This is a genomic window from Nocardia sp. NPDC050435 (assembly GCF_040655395.1).
GTDB lineage: Bacteria > Actinomycetota > Actinomycetes > Mycobacteriales > Mycobacteriaceae > Nocardia.
Window position 1 is genome coordinate 609,074 of the sequence record NZ_JBFAJW010000003.1, and the last position, 18,380, is coordinate 627,453.

The 18,380-nt window shown below is 69.0% G+C and carries 21 protein-coding genes and 1 other RNA gene; 11 read left to right on the forward strand and 11 right to left on the reverse strand.

The window, feature by feature from the left end:
* Positions 1-7 precede the first annotated feature (7 nt).
* A complete protein-coding gene (locus AB0I43_RS11335) occupies positions 8-892 on the reverse strand; it encodes an alpha/beta hydrolase (protein WP_356970687.1) in 885 nt (294 codons plus the stop codon).
* 115 nt (positions 893-1,007) lie between these two features.
* On the opposite strand from AB0I43_RS11335, the gene AB0I43_RS11340 reads away from it, so the two are divergent.
* Positions 1,008-1,652 (forward strand): hypothetical protein, encoded by a 645-nt coding sequence (locus tag AB0I43_RS11340; protein WP_356970685.1) that lies wholly within the window; start codon positions 1,008-1,010, stop codon positions 1,650-1,652.
* 7 nt (positions 1,653-1,659) lie between these two features.
* Here the strand turns inward: AB0I43_RS11340 and AB0I43_RS11345 are convergent, their stop codons facing one another.
* The 4 genes from AB0I43_RS11345 to AB0I43_RS11360 are packed head-to-tail and all read right to left on the reverse strand — an operon-like array spanning position 1,660 to position 4,780.
* Positions 1,660-2,424 carry an ESX secretion-associated protein EspG gene (locus tag AB0I43_RS11345; protein WP_356970684.1) on the reverse strand — a complete coding sequence of 255 codons (765 nt, stop codon included), beginning with the start codon at positions 2,422-2,424 and terminating at the stop codon, positions 1,660-1,662.
* A gap of 23 nt (positions 2,425-2,447) precedes the next feature.
* Positions 2,448-3,797: a hypothetical protein gene (locus tag AB0I43_RS11350; RefSeq protein ID WP_356970683.1), complete on the reverse strand. Its 1,350-nt coding sequence runs from the start codon at positions 3,795-3,797 to the stop codon at positions 2,448-2,450.
* Positions 3,797-4,186 carry a hypothetical protein gene (locus AB0I43_RS11355; protein WP_356970682.1) on the reverse strand — a complete coding sequence of 130 codons (390 nt, stop codon included), beginning with the start codon at positions 4,184-4,186 and terminating at the stop codon, positions 3,797-3,799. The genes AB0I43_RS11350 and AB0I43_RS11355 overlap by 1 nt, the downstream gene beginning before the upstream one ends.
* Positions 4,187-4,237: 51 nt before the next feature.
* Positions 4,238-4,780, reverse strand: coding sequence for a DUF3558 domain-containing protein (locus AB0I43_RS11360; RefSeq protein WP_356970680.1), 543 nt, complete (start codon positions 4,778-4,780; stop codon positions 4,238-4,240).
* Between the two features lie 235 nt (positions 4,781-5,015).
* Here AB0I43_RS11360 and AB0I43_RS11365 point away from each other — a divergent pair, with 235 nt between their 5' ends.
* From AB0I43_RS11365 to AB0I43_RS11395, 7 genes are all read left to right on the forward strand, one after another.
* Positions 5,016-5,753, forward strand: coding sequence for a C4-type zinc ribbon domain-containing protein (locus AB0I43_RS11365; protein WP_356970679.1), 738 nt, complete (start codon positions 5,016-5,018; stop codon positions 5,751-5,753).
* Between the two features lie 41 nt (positions 5,754-5,794).
* On the forward strand, positions 5,795-6,307 hold the full coding sequence (locus AB0I43_RS11370; protein WP_356970678.1) for a GNAT family N-acetyltransferase: 513 nt from the start codon (positions 5,795-5,797) through the stop codon (positions 6,305-6,307).
* 135 nt (positions 6,308-6,442) lie between these two features.
* Positions 6,443-7,663, forward strand: a complete 1,221-nt coding sequence (locus AB0I43_RS11375; RefSeq protein WP_356970677.1) for a bifunctional RNase H/acid phosphatase — start codon at positions 6,443-6,445, stop codon at positions 7,661-7,663.
* A 211-nt stretch (positions 7,664-7,874) separates the two neighbouring features.
* A complete protein-coding gene (locus AB0I43_RS11380) occupies positions 7,875-8,579 on the forward strand; it encodes a hypothetical protein (RefSeq protein ID WP_356970675.1) in 705 nt (234 codons plus the stop codon).
* A gap of 186 nt (positions 8,580-8,765) precedes the next feature.
* Positions 8,766-9,758 (forward strand): YihY/virulence factor BrkB family protein, encoded by a 993-nt coding sequence (locus tag AB0I43_RS11385; RefSeq protein ID WP_356970673.1) that lies wholly within the window; start codon positions 8,766-8,768, stop codon positions 9,756-9,758.
* Positions 9,759-9,801: 43 nt separating this feature from the next.
* Complete coding sequence (locus AB0I43_RS11390; protein ID WP_356970672.1) at positions 9,802-10,059, forward strand: DUF4235 domain-containing protein; 258 nt, start codon at positions 9,802-9,804, stop codon at positions 10,057-10,059.
* Between the two features lie 114 nt (positions 10,060-10,173).
* A complete protein-coding gene (locus tag AB0I43_RS11395) occupies positions 10,174-10,869 on the forward strand; it encodes a S1 family peptidase (protein ID WP_356970671.1) in 696 nt (231 codons plus the stop codon).
* A gap of 3 nt (positions 10,870-10,872) precedes the next feature.
* On the opposite strand, the gene AB0I43_RS11400 is transcribed toward AB0I43_RS11395, so the two are convergent.
* The gene (locus AB0I43_RS11400) at positions 10,873-11,760 is read right to left on the reverse strand and encodes an alpha/beta fold hydrolase (RefSeq protein ID WP_356970670.1); all 888 of its coding nucleotides are present in this window, start codon (positions 11,758-11,760) and stop codon (positions 10,873-10,875) included.
* An 86-nt stretch (positions 11,761-11,846) separates the two neighbouring features.
* On the opposite strand from AB0I43_RS11400, the gene rnpB reads away from it, so the two are divergent.
* An RNA gene (rnpB, locus tag AB0I43_RS11405) (RNase P RNA component class A) lies at positions 11,847-12,250 on the forward strand.
* 20 nt (positions 12,251-12,270) lie between these two features.
* Here the strand turns inward: rnpB and AB0I43_RS11410 are convergent.
* Positions 12,271-12,657 carry a hypothetical protein gene (locus AB0I43_RS11410; protein WP_356970669.1) on the reverse strand — a complete coding sequence of 129 codons (387 nt, stop codon included), beginning with the start codon at positions 12,655-12,657 and terminating at the stop codon, positions 12,271-12,273.
* Positions 12,658-13,082: 425 nt separating this feature from the next.
* On the opposite strand from AB0I43_RS11410, the gene AB0I43_RS11415 reads away from it, so the two are divergent.
* Positions 13,083-13,415: a hypothetical protein gene (locus AB0I43_RS11415; RefSeq protein ID WP_357431806.1), complete on the forward strand. Its 333-nt coding sequence runs from the start codon at positions 13,083-13,085 to the stop codon at positions 13,413-13,415.
* 20 nt (positions 13,416-13,435) lie between these two features.
* On the forward strand, positions 13,436-14,908 hold the full coding sequence (locus tag AB0I43_RS11420) for an RNB domain-containing ribonuclease (RefSeq protein ID WP_356970665.1): 1,473 nt from the start codon (positions 13,436-13,438) through the stop codon (positions 14,906-14,908).
* A 78-nt stretch (positions 14,909-14,986) separates the two neighbouring features.
* Here AB0I43_RS11420 and AB0I43_RS11425 read toward each other — a convergent pair whose 3' ends face one another.
* From AB0I43_RS11425 to panB, 4 genes are all read right to left on the reverse strand, one after another.
* Entirely contained in the window at positions 14,987-15,964 is a 978-nt protein-coding gene (locus AB0I43_RS11425; RefSeq protein WP_356970663.1) for a CHAD domain-containing protein, read from the reverse strand.
* Between the two features lie 4 nt (positions 15,965-15,968).
* Positions 15,969-16,937, reverse strand: a complete 969-nt coding sequence (pip, locus tag AB0I43_RS11430; protein ID WP_356970661.1) for a prolyl aminopeptidase — start codon at positions 16,935-16,937, stop codon at positions 15,969-15,971.
* Complete coding sequence (locus tag AB0I43_RS11435; protein ID WP_356970659.1) at positions 16,937-17,377, reverse strand: hypothetical protein; 441 nt, start codon at positions 17,375-17,377, stop codon at positions 16,937-16,939. The genes pip and AB0I43_RS11435 overlap by 1 nt, the downstream gene beginning before the upstream one ends.
* A gap of 127 nt (positions 17,378-17,504) precedes the next feature.
* Positions 17,505-18,359: a 3-methyl-2-oxobutanoate hydroxymethyltransferase gene (gene panB, locus AB0I43_RS11440; RefSeq protein WP_356970658.1), complete on the reverse strand. Its 855-nt coding sequence runs from the start codon at positions 18,357-18,359 to the stop codon at positions 17,505-17,507.
* Between the last annotated feature and the right edge of the window lie 21 nt (positions 18,360-18,380).

The window sequence follows — 18,380 nt, forward strand, 5'->3', positions numbered from 1 at the left end:
GCGCGGCTCAGTGCAGATTCCGGGCGCGCAGGAAATCGGTGACCGCCGAGGCGACTTCGGCGGGCGCCTCCTCCGCCATGTGGTGCGCGGAATCGATGGCCGTGCCCTGTAGTGCGGTGGTCCACGGGCGCCAGACGTCGAGCACGTCACCGTAGAGGAACTCCAGGTCGTCCCGAGTGCTCCAGAGCACCTGCGTGGGGCAGCTGACCCGGCGTCCGGTCGCCCGGTCGGCGTCGTCGTGCACGCGATCGATGGACAGCCCCGCGCGGTAGTCCTCGAGCATGGCGTGCACCGTGCCGGGGTGGCGGATCGCGCGGTTGAAATCCTCGAAGTTGTCCGCGCCCATGGCGTGTGGCGTGTTCGCCGGGCTCCGGTACCAGGCCTCGGGATCCGCGCTGATCACCCGCTCCGGAATCTCGGGCTGCGCGAAGAAGAACCAGTGATACCAGGCCTCGGCGAACCGGGAATCGCAGCGGGCCAGCGCCTCTCCGATCGGCACCGAGTCCATCACCGTCAGCGCCGTCACCGTGCTCGGGTAGTCCAGCGCCAGGCGCAGGGCGACATAGCTGCCGCGATCGTGACCCGCGACCGCGAACCGATGATGGCCGAGCTGGTGCATGAGACCCACCAGGTCCTGCGCCATCACGCGTTTGGAGTAGGGGTGGTGGTCGGGCGTGGTCGGGACGACGGTGGATTCGCCGTAGCCGCGCAGATCCGGGCAGATGACGGTGTGGTGGCGGGCCAGCAGCGGCGCCACCCGATGCCAGGTGGTGTGCGTGCGCGGGTGCCCGTGCAGGAGCAGCAGCGGCGATCCGCGCCCGCCGTGCCGCACCCGCAGGGTGACCTCGCCGACAGTGATCCGCTCCAGCGTGAAGGTGTCGAACACGATCATCGAATGTCCAGCGCGGCCGGGTCGAAACCCACGGCCGAAGGACCAACTCGCGCTGGGTTGTTCGGACTGTCATGATCAGAGGAATCGACCGCTCGGTAAAGGGTATATCCAGCGCATGAACTTCTCTGTGGACTTCGGGGTCCTGCAGATCGGCATGATTCTGCTCATCGTCCTGGGGCTGGCGCTACTGGTATCGGCGCTGGTCAAGGTGCGCCGGGTCGGCGGCATGCGGGTCCTGCTCGGCCGCGGGTCCGCGGGGCTGGCGCTGCTGGTGGTCGCGGTGGTCATCCTGTGGATCGCCACCCTCATGCAGACCTATCTCGGCCTGAGCGGGGAAATCAAAGCCGCGCACGCGATCGTGCGCGAGGTGCCCGGGCAGGAACACCAACTGGAGGTCGACCTCACCGTCTTCGGGCAGGACGGCGAGCCCGACCGGCGCGAGAAATACCTCGTCGAAGGCGACCAGTGGGTGATGCAGGCCAACATCGTGGAGCTGAAGCCGTGGGTGAACGCGCTCGGCTTCCACTCCGGGTTCAAACTGAGCCGGCTGTTCGGGCAGCGCACCGACGGCGAACCCACCACCCAGCGCCACATCTTCCTCAACGGCAGCGACAAGGACTTCTTCGACGACATGCGCGAAAAGGACTGGTGGACAAGCCCATTCGTCAGCGCCGCGTACGGCAACGCGATGATCGCGGTGCCTGGCGAATGGGATGTCTACATCTCGCGCGACGCCATCAAACCCCGCCCCGCGGACTGACCCGCCGCTACCAGGCGTTGGTGCGGGCCCGCAGGCAGGATTCGATGCGGTACTGCAACTGCCGCAGCAACTCCTCGGCCGACCCCGGACTGACGCTGAGATCGTTGTCGTTGTGGTTGACCAGCAGGTAGCGGCCATCGTCCGGGTAATCCAGCCAGTGGAAAGCCTGCCCGTCCTTGGTCGGGCGCGCGTCGTAGGCGATGCTCGGATACACGGTGATCTCGCCGAGGCTGGTGCGCGGGCGCCGGAAGAACTGGTTGAGCTGCTGCCCCGCCGACGGGCGCATGCCGTAACCGCCGAACTCCGACTCGGCCAGATCCGAACGCCGCGCGCCGAACGGCTGATGCGAACCCGCCCGGCAGCGCGGCAGTTTCGCGATGATCTCCGAGGTCAGCAGTTGCGCGCCGCCCATCGTCAGCACGACGTCGCGGCCGTGCCGCGGATCCGGGCCCGGCAACTGCACCGCCAAGACCGCTTCCCGGTCCACGATGCCCGCGTGCATCCGTACCACCTGGGTGAGTTCCGGGCCCTGGAAACCGTGAATCTCTATGCGCACCTGCGGTTCCAGCAGCACCACCAGCGCGCGGTACAGACGTTCGTCGAACATGCCCTGCACCCGCTGGGCCGCCAGCTGGCGCGCGTACACCCAGTCGTCGTGGCATTCCATGAACGGGGGCAGGAAGCTCAGCGGGTACGGCCAGCGGTCGCGGCCGACCGATTCCAGCAGCACATCGAAGGCGAGACCGTCCAGCTGCCAACGCAATTCATTCATCTGTAGTTCTCGTATCCGCTCGCTCAGCCGCCGATGACCCCGCCGGGCGGAAGCACACGCGGTTGGATGCCGAGCAGTTCGGTTTCCCGATCCTGGATCAGGTAATCCGGGATCGAGTGCTCGTCGTCGTCCTCGCCCTTCCCGCCCCGATTACCCATGCCGCCCATACCCGGCATGCCGGCGCGCCCCGTCCCCGAACCCGTCCCCTTGCCGCTCGTGCCCGTCCCGGTCCCGGTGTTCGTGCCGGGCACCGCGGACACCGTCTTCGGCGTACCCGTCGCCGCGACATTCGGGTTCCCCGACTTCGGGGTGCCCGAACCCGGGACACCCGTCTTCGGAATCCCCGTCGTGGGGACATTCGATCTCGGGACGTTGGTGGTGGCGGGGGAGGTGGGGACACCCGTGGAGGGGATACCGGTGGTCGGGATGCCCGTGGAGGGGATGCCCGTGGTCGGGACCGCGGTGGTTTGCGGGGTGGTGGGGGGGGAGGGGGTGAGCGATTGCGGGCTGGTGGGGACGTCGCTGGGGACGCCGGTGGAGGGGATGCCCGTGGAGGGGATGCCGGTGCCGGGGGTGCCGGTGCCGCCGCCGGGGGAGGGGGTGTTTCCGGCGGGGGAAGGAGAGGTGGTGTTGGTGACCGGGTTGTAGACCTCGGGCATCTTCGGCGTCTGCCCGTCTACCTTCTGCGCGCCCGGCTTGTAGATCGTCTCCATGATGTCCTGGGCGTTCGCGGCGGCCTCATTGGCGCGGTGTTTTTCGAGCTTCAGTACGCCGTTTCCCGGGATGTGACCAACGATTTCGCCGATGGTGGAGACTTCCTGGGGCTCCGTCACCGACTGTTTGGCTTGGACGATGTAGCCCTGAAAGAGGTCGATGCTGTTGGCGACCTGTTGAAACGCCGTCGAGAGCTTCTCTGTCTCCTTGATATAAGAGCGGGTTCCTTCCATCGCGGAGTTCGCGGCTTTGCCGGACCACTTCTCGTTGATGTCGGATTCGATGCCCTTATTGAACGCGTCGAGAGCGGTGTTGGTTTTTGCGGCCAGCTTGCGCCAACTGTCAGCGCCATTGTTGATCGCATCCGAGTTGACGCCCTTGTCGTTGTTCAGCGCATCCCAGATCTTTTTGTGATCCCAAGTCTTGAAAGCCTCGTTCGCGTCGCCGATCAGTACCTTGATATTGTCGGTGACGTTGTACGTGCCGGTCAGCTGACTGTATTCGTTGTTGATGATATTCCGGTCGCCACTCCATTCCTGGTTGGCTTTGGATCGTTCGTTTCGCTCGTTGGTGTTTTGATCGTCGGATTTCTGATGACCGGTGATAGCCGCTGCGGCGGTAGTGATTGCGGCGCCTGCGGCGAGGTATGGCAGCACCATCACTTCACCTCTTCGGTCTTCAACTTTGTCGACAACGCAGCCGACTGATCGGCTTGCGTGATCTTGCCGATCGCTGCCGCGTAGGTGTCGTGCATCAGGGCGACGACTTCGAGATGCTCCTCGATCCGCTTGACGGCGGAATCATCCCCGGTGGATTTCTTCTCGAATTTTCCCTGAAGGGCAACCGCTGAGGGGAGGGTTCCGTAACCATTGAGGTGGTCGATCGCCCGGGCGTCTTCCTTCAGGTCATCGAGCGCGTTTGCGTAGGTTTCACAGCGTTTTCGCAATGCTTCGCCTATGTCGCTATCCATCTTGAATTCGCCCGAGAGTGCCTGCGTCTTCAGAGTCTGCCAGCTGTTCTTCTGGCTCTGGAGGCTCGTATCCCCCATTGTTCCCTCCCAAAGGATCAATCTTTGTCGTGATATCGGCGCACGACGCGCTTACTTCGGCAGGAAAGGCTCCAGGTCTTTTGCGTGCCCGATCGCCAGATCACAGGGGTCGTTCGGGATGGGCTTCAAGCTGCGCTTACCGACGCGGACCTCGATCATGCCCTGCTCCGCCGGCAGGCTGACATAGCAGCCATCGGTGGTCGGTTCGGATTTCTCCTGGTAGATCAGGCCTTTGCGTGGCCCGACAGTAACCTCGCGGAAGTTCGTGAGCTTCGCGTTCGAACGTGAGTCGTCTTGCGTGAAGCGGGTCGAGAAGACCGTCACCCAGTACGGCAGTTCAGTGGCGTTCCATTTGCATACGCGCCAAGCCGCTGGGCCTTGTGAGGGATCGGTGGTAACGCTCTTCGACGCCGGGTCCATCCGGCCCTTGCGCAGTGCCTCGTCGCTCAGTTGCGTACACGGATTCCAAATCTCGGCCTCCCGCGTAGTCGGCTGCGCCGTCCCCTCCACTGACTTCGACGGCCCGCAAGCGGCAACCACCCCCACCACTACGGCTCCAACACCAACGGTGCGTAGGACGTCGGCGATGCGCATGTGTCTCCCCTGGGCGTCGGCGGCGGGATCTCCCCCTCCGTAACTATAGGACGCGCCGGGGTGGGGTGCGGTTCCAGTGGCCTGTCGCGATCTCGCGGAAGTGGACAAAACGGGTAAAGGGGTGGCTGGTGTGACCTCGCATCGGGGCGGGGGGCATTCGGGGTACCGTTGACACTCGGTGTCCGGAGGCAGGGCGCCCGCCCACCCGTCCAGAGCGTTCAGGAGTTTCCCCGCGTTGAATGTCGAACCACCGGTCCAGGCCAAGCTGCTCCAGCTCGCCGCTGTCGACGCCGAGCTGACGCGGATCGCGCATCGCCGTACCGTGCTGCCCGAGCAGCAGGAGGTGGCGCGGCTGGAGGCGGAGCGCAACAAGCACAAGGATGCCGCGGTGGCGGTCGAGATCCAGATCGACGATCTGGATCGCGACATTCGCAAGCTGGAGGGCGAGGTCGACGCGGTCCGCAAGCGCGAGGAACGCGACCGCACCATGCTGACCTCGGGAAGCGTTGCCGCCAAGCAGCTTTCGGAGTTGCAGCACGAGCTGGGCAGTCTGGAGCGCCGGCGGTCGGTGCTGGAGGACGAGCTGCTCGAGGTGATGGAGCGCCGGGAAGCCTCGGCTTCCGACCACGATCACGCGGGCGCGCGGCTGAGCAAGACCGAGCAGGAACTGTCCGACGCGCAGCGTCTGCGGGACGAGGCGCTCGCGGATCTGGATGTGGCGCAGGGCCGTTGCGATCAGGATCGCGCGCAGCTGGTGCAGCTGTTCCCGGCCGAACTGCTCGCCGTGTACGACAGGCAACGCACCCAGCAGGGTGTCGGCGCGGCCCTGTTGCAGGCGCGCAAGTGCGGCGCCTGCCGGATCGAACTGGATCGCGGTGAGCTGGCGCGCATCGCGAAGACCGCGCCCGAGGCGGTCGTGCGCTGCCCCGAGTGCAACGCGATCATGGTGCGCACCAAGGAATCCGGCCTGTAATCCGGTGGCGCTCGGGCCGCGCCTCGGCTGAACTCGCCTCCATGATGATCAGAGAGGGCACCCGCGCGGACGCCGAATCCGTTGCCGCCCTGCATGCCGAGAGTTGGCGCAGCGCGTACGCGGGCATCATGCCCGAGGAGTTCCTGAACGGTCCGCTCGACGAGGAACGCCTGGGGACCTGGCGGCGGCGGCTCGGCGGCGACGCGTCTTCGGACCGGCTCTTCGTCGCCGAGGAAGCCGGTGCGCTGCTCGGGTTCGTATACCTCGTGCCCGGCTCCGACGGCCGTGTCCTGCTGGACAATCTGCATGTTCGCCCCGGCGCCAAGCGTTCCGGGATCGGCGCGCGGCTGCTCCGCCGCGGCCTGGACTGGGCCGCCGCGGCGTACCCCGATCGTCCGGTCTATCTGCAGGTGCTCCGGGCCAACGTGCCCGCGATCAACTTCTATGAACGGCAGGGCGGGATCCGGACAGCCGAGGGCCTCGCGCGTTTCGAGCAGGGCTTCGATCTGCCCGAGCTGGAATACACCTGGCCGCCCGCCGTCGGATCGTCCTAGCGCGCCCGGTGACACGCCGGGTGGACGCGAACTACTCGGCGCGGTGTTTCGCCCCGGATCGGCAACCCCGGAGTGCGTCGGGTGGCCGCCGCCCCCGGTTACTGTGAGAGCTTCAGCCCTGGAGAAGGAGGTCGGGTGGGTAACGAGCACGTGGTGGTCGAGGCCGATGGCGGGTCGAGGGGCAACCCCGGCCCGGCCGGCTACGGAGCCGTGGTCTTCGACGCGGATCACGCGGCCGTACTCGCCGAGCGGCGCGAAAGCCTGGGCGTGGCGACCAACAATGTCGCCGAGTACCGGGGCCTGATCGCGGGGTTGGAGGCGGCGGCGGAACTCGGCGCCCGCACCGTGGCGGTGCGGATGGACTCCAAACTGGTGGTCGAGCAGATGTCGGGCCGCTGGAAGGTCAAGCACGCGGCGATGATTCCGCTGGCCGACCGCGCCCGCCGCCTGGTGGCCGGGTTCGAGCGCGTCACCTTCCAGTGGATTCCGCGCGCCGAGAACTCGCACGCGGACCGGCTGGCCAACGAGGCCATGGACGACGCGCCGCTGATCGACGAGGTGCACGCGGCGCGCGCCGCCGGGCACGAGGGCGCGGTGGGGGAGTACCGGGTCGCCGCGGCGGAACCCGCTGCGCGCGCGGCGGAACCGGCGGCGCCCTGGAACGCGGCGCCGGTCACCGACAGTGCCGAACGCGACGGCAGCGCCCAGGCCACCTCGAGCCCGGGCTGGACCGGTGCCGTCGGCCGCCCGACCCGCCTGCTGCTGCTGCGGCACGGCCAGACCGAACTGTCGGTGCAACGGCGCTATTCGGGCCGCGGCAACCCACCGCTCACCCCCCTCGGCCGCGACCAAGCCGCCCGGGCCGCGAAAATGCTTGCTGCCAAGGGCGATATCGCCGCGGTGGTCAGCTCCCCGCTGGGGCGGGCGCGCGAGACCGCCGAGGCCGCGGCCGCCGCGCTCGGCGTGCCGGTGCGCGTGCTGGACACCCTCATCGAAACCGACTTCGGTGACTGGGAGGGACTGACGTTTTCCGAAGCGGCACAACAGGATCCGGAGCTGCACGCGCGCTGGCTCGGCGACACCTCGGTGGCGCCGCCGGGCGGGGAGAGCTTCGACGCGGTGCGCGAGCGGATCGAAGCCGTGCGGCGCGATCTGGTCGCGCTGTACCCGGAGCAGAACATCGTGGTGGTCAGCCACGTCACCCCGATCAAGACGCTGCTGCAACTCGCGCTCGGCGTGGGCCCGTCGCTGCTCTACCGGCTGCACCTGGACCTGGCCTCGCTCTCGATCGCCGAGTTCTACCCGGACGGCGGATCTTCGGTCCGATTGGTCAACGACACCTCCTACCTGGGCTGAGCGGTAACGATCGGGCGCACCCGGCCGATCGACATGCGGGGCGGTGGCCGACTGTTAGCCCCGCATTCGTTCCCGGTTCGCCGGGCGGGTGTTCGCCCGCGATAAGACACTGCGGGGAGATACCTGTCGGGGCGGTGCTCCATGATGTGTGGGTGTGGCCGGCGTCCCGGAAACGGGGCGCCGGCCGGTGTTTCGAGAGAAAGAGTTCTACGTGAAGTTCAGAAGCGTGGCGGCCATCGCTGCCGTCATCGCGGGAGTGGGTGCCGCCCTTGCGGGTACCGCGCAGGCCGATCCGGGAAGTGTGGTGCTGGGCGGGAGCTCGGGGCTGGTTTTCGAGAACGATCACGCGTGTTCGCTGGCCGCCATCGGCTACGACAACGGTGGCCGCCTGGTCGGGCTGACCGCCGGGCACTGCGCGCCGACCGGTTCGCTGGTGGGCTCGGAGACGCAGCTGCGCGCGGGCGCGGTCGGTATCGTCGCCTACTCCGACGACGGGGAGGGGCTGGATTTCGCGGTGCTGGTGTTCGACAAGGAGCGCGTCACGCCGGTGCGCACCGTCGGCGCCACCACCATCAACGGGATCGGCGATCGGCCGGGGCCCGGCGCGACCGTCTGCTCCAACGGCCGCTCCAGCGGCCCGGGCTGCGGTCTGGTCTGGGGCGATCTGGACCCGATCACCACGCTCAACCAGGCCTGCTCCAAGCCGGGTGATTCCGGCGGCCCGGTCACCGTGGGCGACCGTCTGGTCGGCATGAACCTGGGCCGGTTGACCGGTCTCGCGGGCATCGGGTTCGACATCCCGTGCACCACCGCCGCCAACCCGATCCACTCGCCGGCGTACTTCGCGCCGATCGACGAGATCCTCGCGGCGATCAACGCGAAGGGCGGCGCGGGCGCCGGTTTCCGTCCCGTGTAACCGGATTCGATCACGCGGCGCCGCCGTGCCCTCGGGCACGGCGGCGTTTTCCGTTGTGCGGCAAGCCGGAACGACGGGGGCCTCGTCTTCGTGCCGGAGCTGGTTTGGGGCTGGTAGGCCCGGGTATTGCGCTGTCGATCGGAAGGTGGCGTGATGCGTGGCGCGGGGCATGAGACGGATTGGTCGGTGGGGCCGACGAAGCTGAAGTTGCGGTCCTGGTGGGGCGTGCTGCGCCGCACCGTCACCGAGTTCCTGGATGACAATCTGATGGACTGGGCCGCCGCGCTGACCTACTACTCGATGCTCTCGATCTTCCCCGCGATCATCGTCTGCACGGCGCTGCTCGGTTTGCTGGGTGATTCCCAGACCGACACCCTGATCCAGACGGTCGAGGACATCGGCCCGGGCAGCGGCACCGCGCTGCTGGTCGACGCGATCAGGGAACTGCAGGGCTCCCAGCAGATCGCCGGGCCGCTGGCGCTCATCGGCCTGGCGACGGCGCTGTGGACGGCCTCGGGCTACATCGGCGCGTTCATGCGGGCCGCGAACGCGATCTACGACGTGGAGGAGGGCCGTCCGATCTGGAAGACGGTGCCGATGCGCGTCGGCCTGACCGCGGTCATGGTGGTGCTGCTGGCGGTGTGCGCGGTCGGCGTCGTGGCCACCGGCGGGATCGCCGACCGGGTGGGGCAGTGGCTCGGCGTCGGCTCCGCGGGCGTGACCACCTGGGACATCGCCAAGTGGCCGGTGCTGGTGATCCTGATCAGCCTGGCGTTCGCGCTGCTGTACTGGGTGGCGCCGAACGCGCAGCAGCCGGGCTTCCGCTGGCTCAGTCCGGGCAGCGTGCTGGCGGTGCTGGTGTGGGCCGCGGCCTCGGCCGGTTTCGCGGTCTATGTCGCCAACTTCGGTTCCTACAACAAGACCTACGGATCCCTCGGCGGTGTCGCCGTCTTCCTGGTGTGGCTGTGGATCTCCAATGTCGCGGTGCTGCTCGGCGCCGAGTTCGACGCCGAACTGGCCCGCGGCCGCCGCATCGAAGAGGGCATGCCACCGGACGAGGAGCCGTTCCTGCCGCCGCGCCAGGAGGCGGACGAGGACTCCGACTCCCCAAAAGACCGCTCGGACAAGTCAAGCGCCGCCGGCGCGGCGCCAACCCTGACGAAAGGAAAACACGCATGAGTCCCGAGGGAACCCCGTTTCGGCCGCAGTCGTGGCGGCGCTGATGCGTACCCTGTACAAGCCGTTGGAGATGGCGATCAGTGTGCTGGGCGGCCTGCTCGCGGGCGCGGTGTTCAGCAAGGTGTGGGGGTTGCTGACCGGCGAGGACGAAGCGCCGGACGCGACCGCCCGGGACCACGGCTGGCGTGAGGTGCTGGCCGCGGCGGCCCTGCAGGGCGCGATCTTCGGTCTGGTCCGGGCGGCGCTGAATCGCGCGAGCGCCACCGGCTATCAATCGGTGACCGGTACCTGGCCGCGGTAGCCCGGTCGCCCCTGGCCCGACGCGCGTGTCGAGATCGGCTCGCGCACCCGCAAGCTAAGGTTGCTGGATATTAACTGACATATCCGGTTCCGGCTTCGGGAAGAGGTAGCTGCGGTGGCGTCTCGGCGGATGGTGGCGGCGGTCCTCGCGGCCGCGAGTATCGGGGTGCTGGGCACGGCGGAGGTCGCGGCCGATCCGGCCGTGGCGCTGGGCGGCGGCTCGGGCATCATCCTCAACGACGAATCCGTCTGCACGGTGACCACCATCGGCTACGACGCCGCCGGCCGCCTGGTCGGCCTGACCGCCGGGCACTGCGCCGGCGCGGGCAGTGCCGTGCGGGCCGAGCAGCAGCCGGGCGCGGTGATCGGCACGGTGGCCTTCTCCGACCGGGGGCAGGGCCTGGATTTCGCCGTGCTCGAGTTCGACGCGGGCCTGGTCGATCCGCTGCGCACCGTCGGCGGCACCACCATCGCGGGCACCGCGCCCGCGCCGGGCTTCGGCGGCGTGGTGTGCTCCAACGGCCGCACCACCGGCTCGGACTGCGGAATGGTCTGGGGCGACATCGCTACCAACACCCTCAACCAATCCTGCTCCCTGCCAGGCGATTCCGGCGGCCCGGTGACCGTGGGCGACCGGCTGGTCGGCATGAACCAGGGCCGCTACATCAGCATCGCCGGCATCCGCTTCGACGTCCCGTGCCGGGTGCAGGGCAATCCCATCCACTCCCCGGCCTACTTCACCGCGATCGACCGGATTCTGGCCGCGATCGACGAGATGGGTGGCGTCGGCGCCGGTTTCCGGCCGATCTAGGGCTCAGGGCCGCAGCACCGAGACCAGGAATTCGGTCTGGTCGTAGACGGCCTGCTCGAAGACGTCGTCGAAGTGGACGTCGAAGTGGCCGACCGGATAGCGCTTGACCACCGCGTGTTTGGTGCGCTCGGCGGCCTTGAGCGTCGGCTTGGCCGGGGCGATCGAATCATCGTCGGCGACGGCGTAGAACACCGGCATCTTCAAACCCTTGGTGCGCCGCCCGGGCGAATCGAACAGCGCCGAGAAGGCGAAGCGGGCCGCGACTTTCGGTTGGTAGGTGTGGCTCTCCTCGGCCAGTCGTCCGTGTCCCTCCGGCACGTCCGAGGCCGACATCAGTGCCGCCGACCGCTTCCGCCCGGCCAGCCGCACCTGGATCGGCTTACGGCGGATCGGCCCGATCAGCACATCGGTGGTGGCAAGGGTGGCGACCTTGATCAGGCTGATCGGGCCTTTGGCCAGGGCCGAGGCCAGCCCGCTGGTGAACGGGGCCTGAGCCACCACGGCTGCCAGGTAGTCGTCCTCGGGTGCCACCGAGAGCACGTGGCCGCCACCGAAAGAGGTGCCCCACAGCGCGATTCGGGTCTTGTCGATGCCGCGCAGGGTGCGCGCGTAGGCGATGGCGTTGCGCCAGTCCTCGCGCTGTCTGGAAATGTTGATCACCTGCCGCGGCTCGCCCGCGCTGGCGCCGAAATGCCGGTAGTCGAATACCAATACCGCCATGCCCGCGGCGGCGAAGCGCCGCGCGTAGCGGTCCAGACCCATATCCCGTGTGCCCCCCAGACCATGACCCATCACCACGAGCGGGCGGGGCTTGGGGACGCCTGCGGGAGGATACAGCCAGCCGGCGCACTGCTCGTTACCCGACGGGAAACTGACCTCGAGACGTTCCATGAGCCATAACCGTACCGTTGGCGGCCCGCGCTTTCGCGGCGTGGTTGGGGCGGCGGCCGGTGGACCGGCTACGATTTGCTCGCGGACGAGTTGGCCGGGCGACCGCGGCGCAGGGAACGGGCACACAGTGCCGCCGCCCCGCGCCGAGGAAAGTCCGGACTCCACAGAGCAGGGCGGTTGCTAACGGCAACCCGGGGTGACCCGCGGGACAGTGCCACAGAAAACAAACCGCCGGGGTAATTCCCGGTAAGGGTGAAACGGTGCGGTAAGAGCGCACCAGCGCCCCGGGTGACCGGGGCGGCTAGGTAAACCCCGCCCGGAGCAAGGTCGAAGGTCGCACCTCGCGGTGCGGCTGCGCAGGCGTTCGAGGGCTGCTCGCCCGAGCCTGCGGGTGGGCCGCTCGAGGCACCCGGCGACGGTGTGTCCAGATGGATGGTCGTCACCCGGCGCGAGCCGGGGACAGGATCCGGCTTACAGGCCAACTCGTCCGCCCCCGGGGTGCGCCGCGAACTAGCCGCACATGATCTTGGCCATCTGGTAGACGGACTGGGCCTCTTCCTTGGAGGCTTCCACCGAGCCGTTCTTGGCCAGCTTGACGACATTGGTGACGATCGCGTCCTCGGCCTTGCCGGCCTTGACGTCTTTGCAGGTCTCGGTGAGGATCTCGGCGATCTGGGCATCGCTGCGGCCCGCGGCGAGCTTGGGGAAGGCGGACTTGTAGCTGACCACGAAGGTGCCGGCGCGGGCACTGTCGACGATCGAGGCGGCGGAGGCCGCGGCGGCGCTGGAGGCCGAGGAAGCGGGCGTGTCCGCCTTGTCCTCGCCGCCGCAGCCCGCGAGCAGCAGAGCGGCGAAAACGGTGGTGCTGGCCGCGATGGCGGCGGTAGTTCTGATCACGTTGCGGGATGCTAGCGGCCCCGCGCGATTGCCGCCTCCCGTCCGGTAAACGGGAGGCGACCACCGCGTGGACGAAAAAGGTGAGGTCAGGTCGGGTTGATCACGAAGACCGACGCCCAGTACGCGGCCTGGTCCGGACCGAGCACCGGCATCAGGTAATCGAAGAGGATCGTTGACATGACTGAGTTACTCCCAATTGTCGACGTACACGGACACTTTGCGAGCCGCGCGGTCTACGCCGCGCCGCATCGCCGGGGAACCCTAACAGCCGCCGGTGGTTTGTCCGGTCCGGCACGGCGTTTCGTCACTAACTGGCCTTCGGAGTGATCGACGTCATAGAGTGTTCGGCGTTGGCAATACCCGTTGGCGGGGCGGTCCTCCGGGTGTGATTCTTCTCCGAGTGCAGGAAGCAGGTCTCAAAACATATGCGGGTAGTTCGTTCACTGGTCGCCGGCGCGCTTATCGCCGGGGCCGCATCGGTTTTCGCCGTGCTGGGCGCCGGGTCCGCTAGCGCGGTCGCGGTGACTCCGCTGCCGGGCGGGTTGCAGGTCGACCTGACCGCCGCGGATACCCAGTGGGTCAGCCAGTCTCACATCGGTCAGGCGATCGCCGGTTTGCCGCATCCCTCGGCGGCGTCCTTCGGTCAGGCGCTCGACGCCGCGGCCAAGGTGTCGGCGAGCGTGCCGAACGGCCGGGTGACCTTCACCGTGTTCGGTCCGCTCAATGAGCTGAACGGCACCATGCTGGCGCTGCAGTAGTAGCGAGCGGCTCTCACACTGTGGAACTGCACCAGCGGATTGTCTCGGCCCCGGTCGATTTCGGGGCCATCCGATCCGAATTCGGTTTGGCCTCGGCGTATCCCGCCGAGGCCACCGCGGAAGCCCGCGACGCGTCCGACGCGTTCGCGGGCTTTCGGATCGATCGCACCGATGTCGAACTGGTGACGATCGACCCGCCGGGCGCCATGGATCTCGATCAAGCGGTTCATCTGGAACGCACCGCGTCCGGCTTCACCGTGCACTACGCGATCGCCGACGTCGCCGCGGTGATCGACCCCGACGGCGCGCTGGCGCGCGAATCGGAATCGCGCGGGCAAACCTTCTACCTCCCCGACGGCACCGTGCCGCTGCATCCGCCGGTGCTGTCCGAGGGCTCGGCCAGCCTGCTGCCGGAGCAGACCCGGCCCGCCGTGCTGTGGACCATCGAATGCGATGCCGCCGGCGAGCCGGCCGCGTACACGGTCGAGCGGGCCCTGGTCCGCTCCCGGGCGCGGCTGGACTACGCGGGCGTCCAGGCCGACGCCGAAGCCGGCCGCCTGCACCCCTCGATCGCGGCCCTCCCGGAATTCGGGCAGCGGCGCATCGAGGCCGGGCTGGCGCGCGGCGCGATCGGGCTGCGCCTGCCCCTCCAGAGCATCGTGCACGCCGGCGGCACCGACGGACACTGGCAGCTGGTGCTGGAACCGCGCACCGCGGCCGACGACTGGAACGAGCAGATCTCCCTGCTGACCGGCATGGTCGCGGCCCGGATCATGTTGCGCGGGAACGAGTCCGGCGAGGTGATCGCGCTGCTGCGCACCATGCCGCCGCCCGCCGAATCCGCCATCGCCGCCATGCGGCGCACCGCGGCGGCACTGGGCGTGGACTGGCCGGCCGGGCAACCGGTGGGGCAGATGCTGGCGCTGCTCGACCCGAACACGCCCGCGGCCCTGGTGCTCATGTCCGAGGCCACCGGCCTGCTGCGCGGAGCCGGCTACACGGTGCTCGACGGCGAGTCCGGCGACCGCCCGGACTCGTTGGAGCACAGCGCGATCGGCGCGCCCTACGCGCACGTCACCGCGCCGCTGCGCCGGCTCGGCGACCGCTTCGCCACCGAGATCTGCCTGGCCCGCTGCGCGGGCGCGGAGGTGCCGGCCTGGGTGCGCGAGCGGATGGCCGACGTGGTCACCAGCCTGCGCCGCTCGGATGCCCTCGCGGGCAAGGTCGAACGCGCCTGCATCGATCTGACCGAGGCGACGCTGCTGTCCGAGCGCGTCGGCTCCGACTTCGAGGCGGTGGTGGTCCGGGAGGCCAACGGCAACCGAGCCGCCGAGATCTTCGTCGCCGACCCGCCGGTCCTGGGCCCGTGCAACGGCGCACCGCCGGAAGGGGGCCGCGTGCGGGTGCGGTTGATCTCGGCCGATCCGACCAGCCGCAAGATCGCGTTCACCTATCCGGCCGAGCCGTCCGGGACCGCGCAGACGGCGAACTGAGCGCCGGTGTCTCCGCGCGGTGCCCGCACGTCTGGGACGCGATGGCGCGCGACCGCGACCGGCTCGATCGTCGGCCGCTCAGGAACCCGCCGGTTGCGGTGCGTGGCTGGTGAGCGCCCGCGCGGCATCGGGGTAGCCCTCCAGTTCGTGGTCGGCCGCCTGCTGCTCGATATCGGCCAGCCGGTGGTAGAGGCCCGAATTCCCGCCCACCGCTTCGGCTTCGGCCGCCCGCTCCAGGATCACCGCCCGCGATTCGATCGCGTCGCGGTGATCGCCGAGCACCGATTGCAGATGCTTGGCGGCCTTGCCCAGATCGGTGGCCGCCGCGCCGAGCACCTCGCCCGCCGCCTCGCACGAATACCGTAAGCGCTTGGCGCTCTTGCGGATATCGTGCAGCGTCTCGATGCGGTCGTCCGGGGCGGTGCTCGGTTCGGCGCGGATGAACGCCTCGATGCGCTCGTGATCGCGCTGCAGCACCACGCGGAAGAACTCCGGGGCCGGGACGGCGGCGCGCGCGGGCCGCAGCGGCGGCGCGGACTTCCAATCCACCAGGGTGTCGCGCAGCCGGTGATAGCGCTCGCCGGCCAGCGCGGCGAGGATCTGGGCGTGCGCCCCGGCGTAGCGGGCGCGCTCGGCCGTCACCAGGCGGGCGGTGATCTCCTCGATGTCCGAGGGGCGGGCCAGCGGCGCGGCGACGCGGTGGCCGTTGCCGTCCTCGGCCGGTTTCCCGGTGACCGTGTCGATTTCGGCGACCTCGGTGGCCGCGTCGGTGTGCTCGGCCAGCAGCGCGGCGAACCGATCGCCGCGCACCTCGGCGTCGCGGGCGACGCCGAGCAGCCCGGCCAGCCACTTGAGCTCCCGGCCGACCTCCTCGGCCCGATCCCGGCGCAGCAGCATGCGATAGGAGCGCAGCACGCTGCGCAACCGGCGGGTCGCCACCCGCATCTGGTGCACCGAATCGTCCGCGTCGGCCTGTACCTCGGGCTCGGCGGCCAGCAGCCGGTCGACGTCGCCGCCCAGTGCCTCGATGAATGCCGTTCCGGCGCTGACCTCCATGGGCTCAACTCACTTTCGCGAAGCCGTCCGTCGCCTCGACCAAACGGTCCACGATGCCGGGCTCGTTGGAGGCGTGCCCGGCGTCGTCGACGATGTGCAGCACCGACCCGGGCCAGGCCCGGTGCAGATCCCAGGCGCTGACCGCCGGGCACACGACGTCGTAGCGGCCCTGCACGATCACCACGGGGATATGGGTGATCTTAGCGAGATCCCGCAGCAATTGGCCCTCGTCGAGGAAAGCGCCGTGGCGGAAGTAGTGGTTCTCGATGCGGGCGAAGGCCAGCGCGAAGCGCGGATCGCCGAAATCGGCCACCCGATCCGGATTCGGCAGCAGCGACGCCGTCGCGCCCTCCCAGGTGGTCCAGGCGACGGCCGCGGCGGTGGCGACGGCCGGGTCGGCGGCGTGCAGCAGCCGGTGGTAGGCCTCGACCAGATCGCCGTCGCGCTCGGCGAGCGGCACCGGGGCGAGGAACTTCTCCCACAGGTCGGGGTAGAGGTAGCCCGCGCCGCCGTTGTAGTACCAGTCGATCTCCTTGCGCCGCAACAGGAAGATGCCGCGCAGGACCAGTTCGGTGACGCGTTCGGGATGCCGCTGCGCGTAGGCCAGCGCGAGGGTGGAACCCCAGGACCCGCCGAACACCTGCCAGGTCTCGATGCCCAGATGCGTTCGCAGGGCCTCGATGTCGGCGATCAGGTGCGGCGTGGTGTTGGGCTCCAGGCTCGCCCCGTCGGCGATATGCGGTGTGCTGCGGCCGCATCCGCGCTGATCGAAGAGCACGATGCGGTAGGCGGCCGGATCGAAGAAACGCCGGTAGTTCGGCTCGGTGCCGCCGCCCGGACCGCCGTGCAGGAACACCACCGGCTTGCCCTCGGGATTGCCGGTGACCTCCCAGTACAGGGCTTGGCCGTCGCCGACCTCGAGCATGCCGGTGTCGAAGGGTTCCACGGCGGGATAGAGCGTGCGGCGCGTCATCAGAAGGCCAGCCCCGCCGCGAGATTCGGGAGCTCCAGCGCCTCGATGGTCTGCTGGCGCACATCGGGGCAGGTCTTGGTGGTGACCGTGTCGACGATCGACTTGTCGTGCAGGATATGGCCGTTGATGCCCCCCTGCTGCAGGCCCCACTGATGCACCAGCGCATTCAGCCCGATCTTGCCGACCGTCGGGCCCTGCACCCGCCAGCTCGACAGCTCCGGCTTGATCAGCTCGCACAGCTGGGTGGCGCTCGCGTCCGAGATCTCCAGCGTGGTGGTCGGGGCGGCCGTCGTCTTGGAGCCCTGGGCCGAGGAGGTGCTGGGCGCGTTCGTCCCCGCCGGTTGCGGGTCGCCCGGGGCGGCGCACGCGGTCAGCGCGGCGGCGGCGCACAGCCCCGCCGCCAGCAGGGTGCTGCGGGAAATCCAACGGCTCTGCGGCATTCGTAACCTCGTCACTCGTATCGGCGTGTATCGCCCTCGAGTCTGCCACTGTTCGGGCGCGCCGCCGATCGGGCCGCGCGAAACGGGGCGCGACCGCGGACCGGTCGCGCCCCGTGCACCGCTGTGCTCAGAAGCTGTGCTCGGGCCCCGGGAAGGTGCCGCGGCGGACCTCGTCGGCGTAGTTGGCGGCGGCGGTGCGCAGATCCAGGCCGATGCTGGCGAACCGCTTGACGAACTTGGCCGTCTTGCCGCTGGTGTAACCGGCCATGTCCTGCCAGACCAGCACCTGCGCGTCGCAATCCGGGCCGGCGCCGATGCCGACGGTCGGAATGGTCAGCTTGCGGGTGACCTGACCGGCGAGCTCGGCCGGAACCATCTCCATCACCACCGCGAACGCGCCCGCCTCCTGCACGGCCATGGCGTCGTGGATCAGTTGCTCGGCGGCGTCGCCGCGGCCCTGCACCCGGAAACCGCCCAGCGTGTTGACGCTCTGCGGGGTGAAGCCGACATGCGCCATCACCGGGATGCCGGCCGCGGTGATCAGCGCGATCTGCTCGGCCACCCGCTCGCCGCCCTCCAGCTTGACCGCGTGCGCCTGGCCCTCCTTCATGAACCGGGTCGCGGTGGCCAAGGCCTGCTCCGGCGAGGACTCGTAGGTGCCGAACGGCAGATCCGCGACCACCAGGGCGTTGGGCGCGCCCCGGACCACGCCGCGCACCAGCGGGATCAGCTCGTCGACGGTGATCGGCACGGTGGTGTCGTAGCCGTAGACCACGTTCGCGGCGGAATCGCCCACCAGCAGCACCGGAATCCCGGCCTCCTCGAACAGGCGCGCCGAGGAGTAGTCGTAGGCGGTGAGCATGGCCCACTTCTCGCCGTCGGCCTTCATCTGCTGCAGGTGCGTGACGCGGGTCTTGCGCCGCTTGACCGGCTCGACCGGCGCCGCGCCGTAGGCAGGGGTTTCCGAATCGGATACGGACATCGTCGTCCCTTCGTTGGGTGT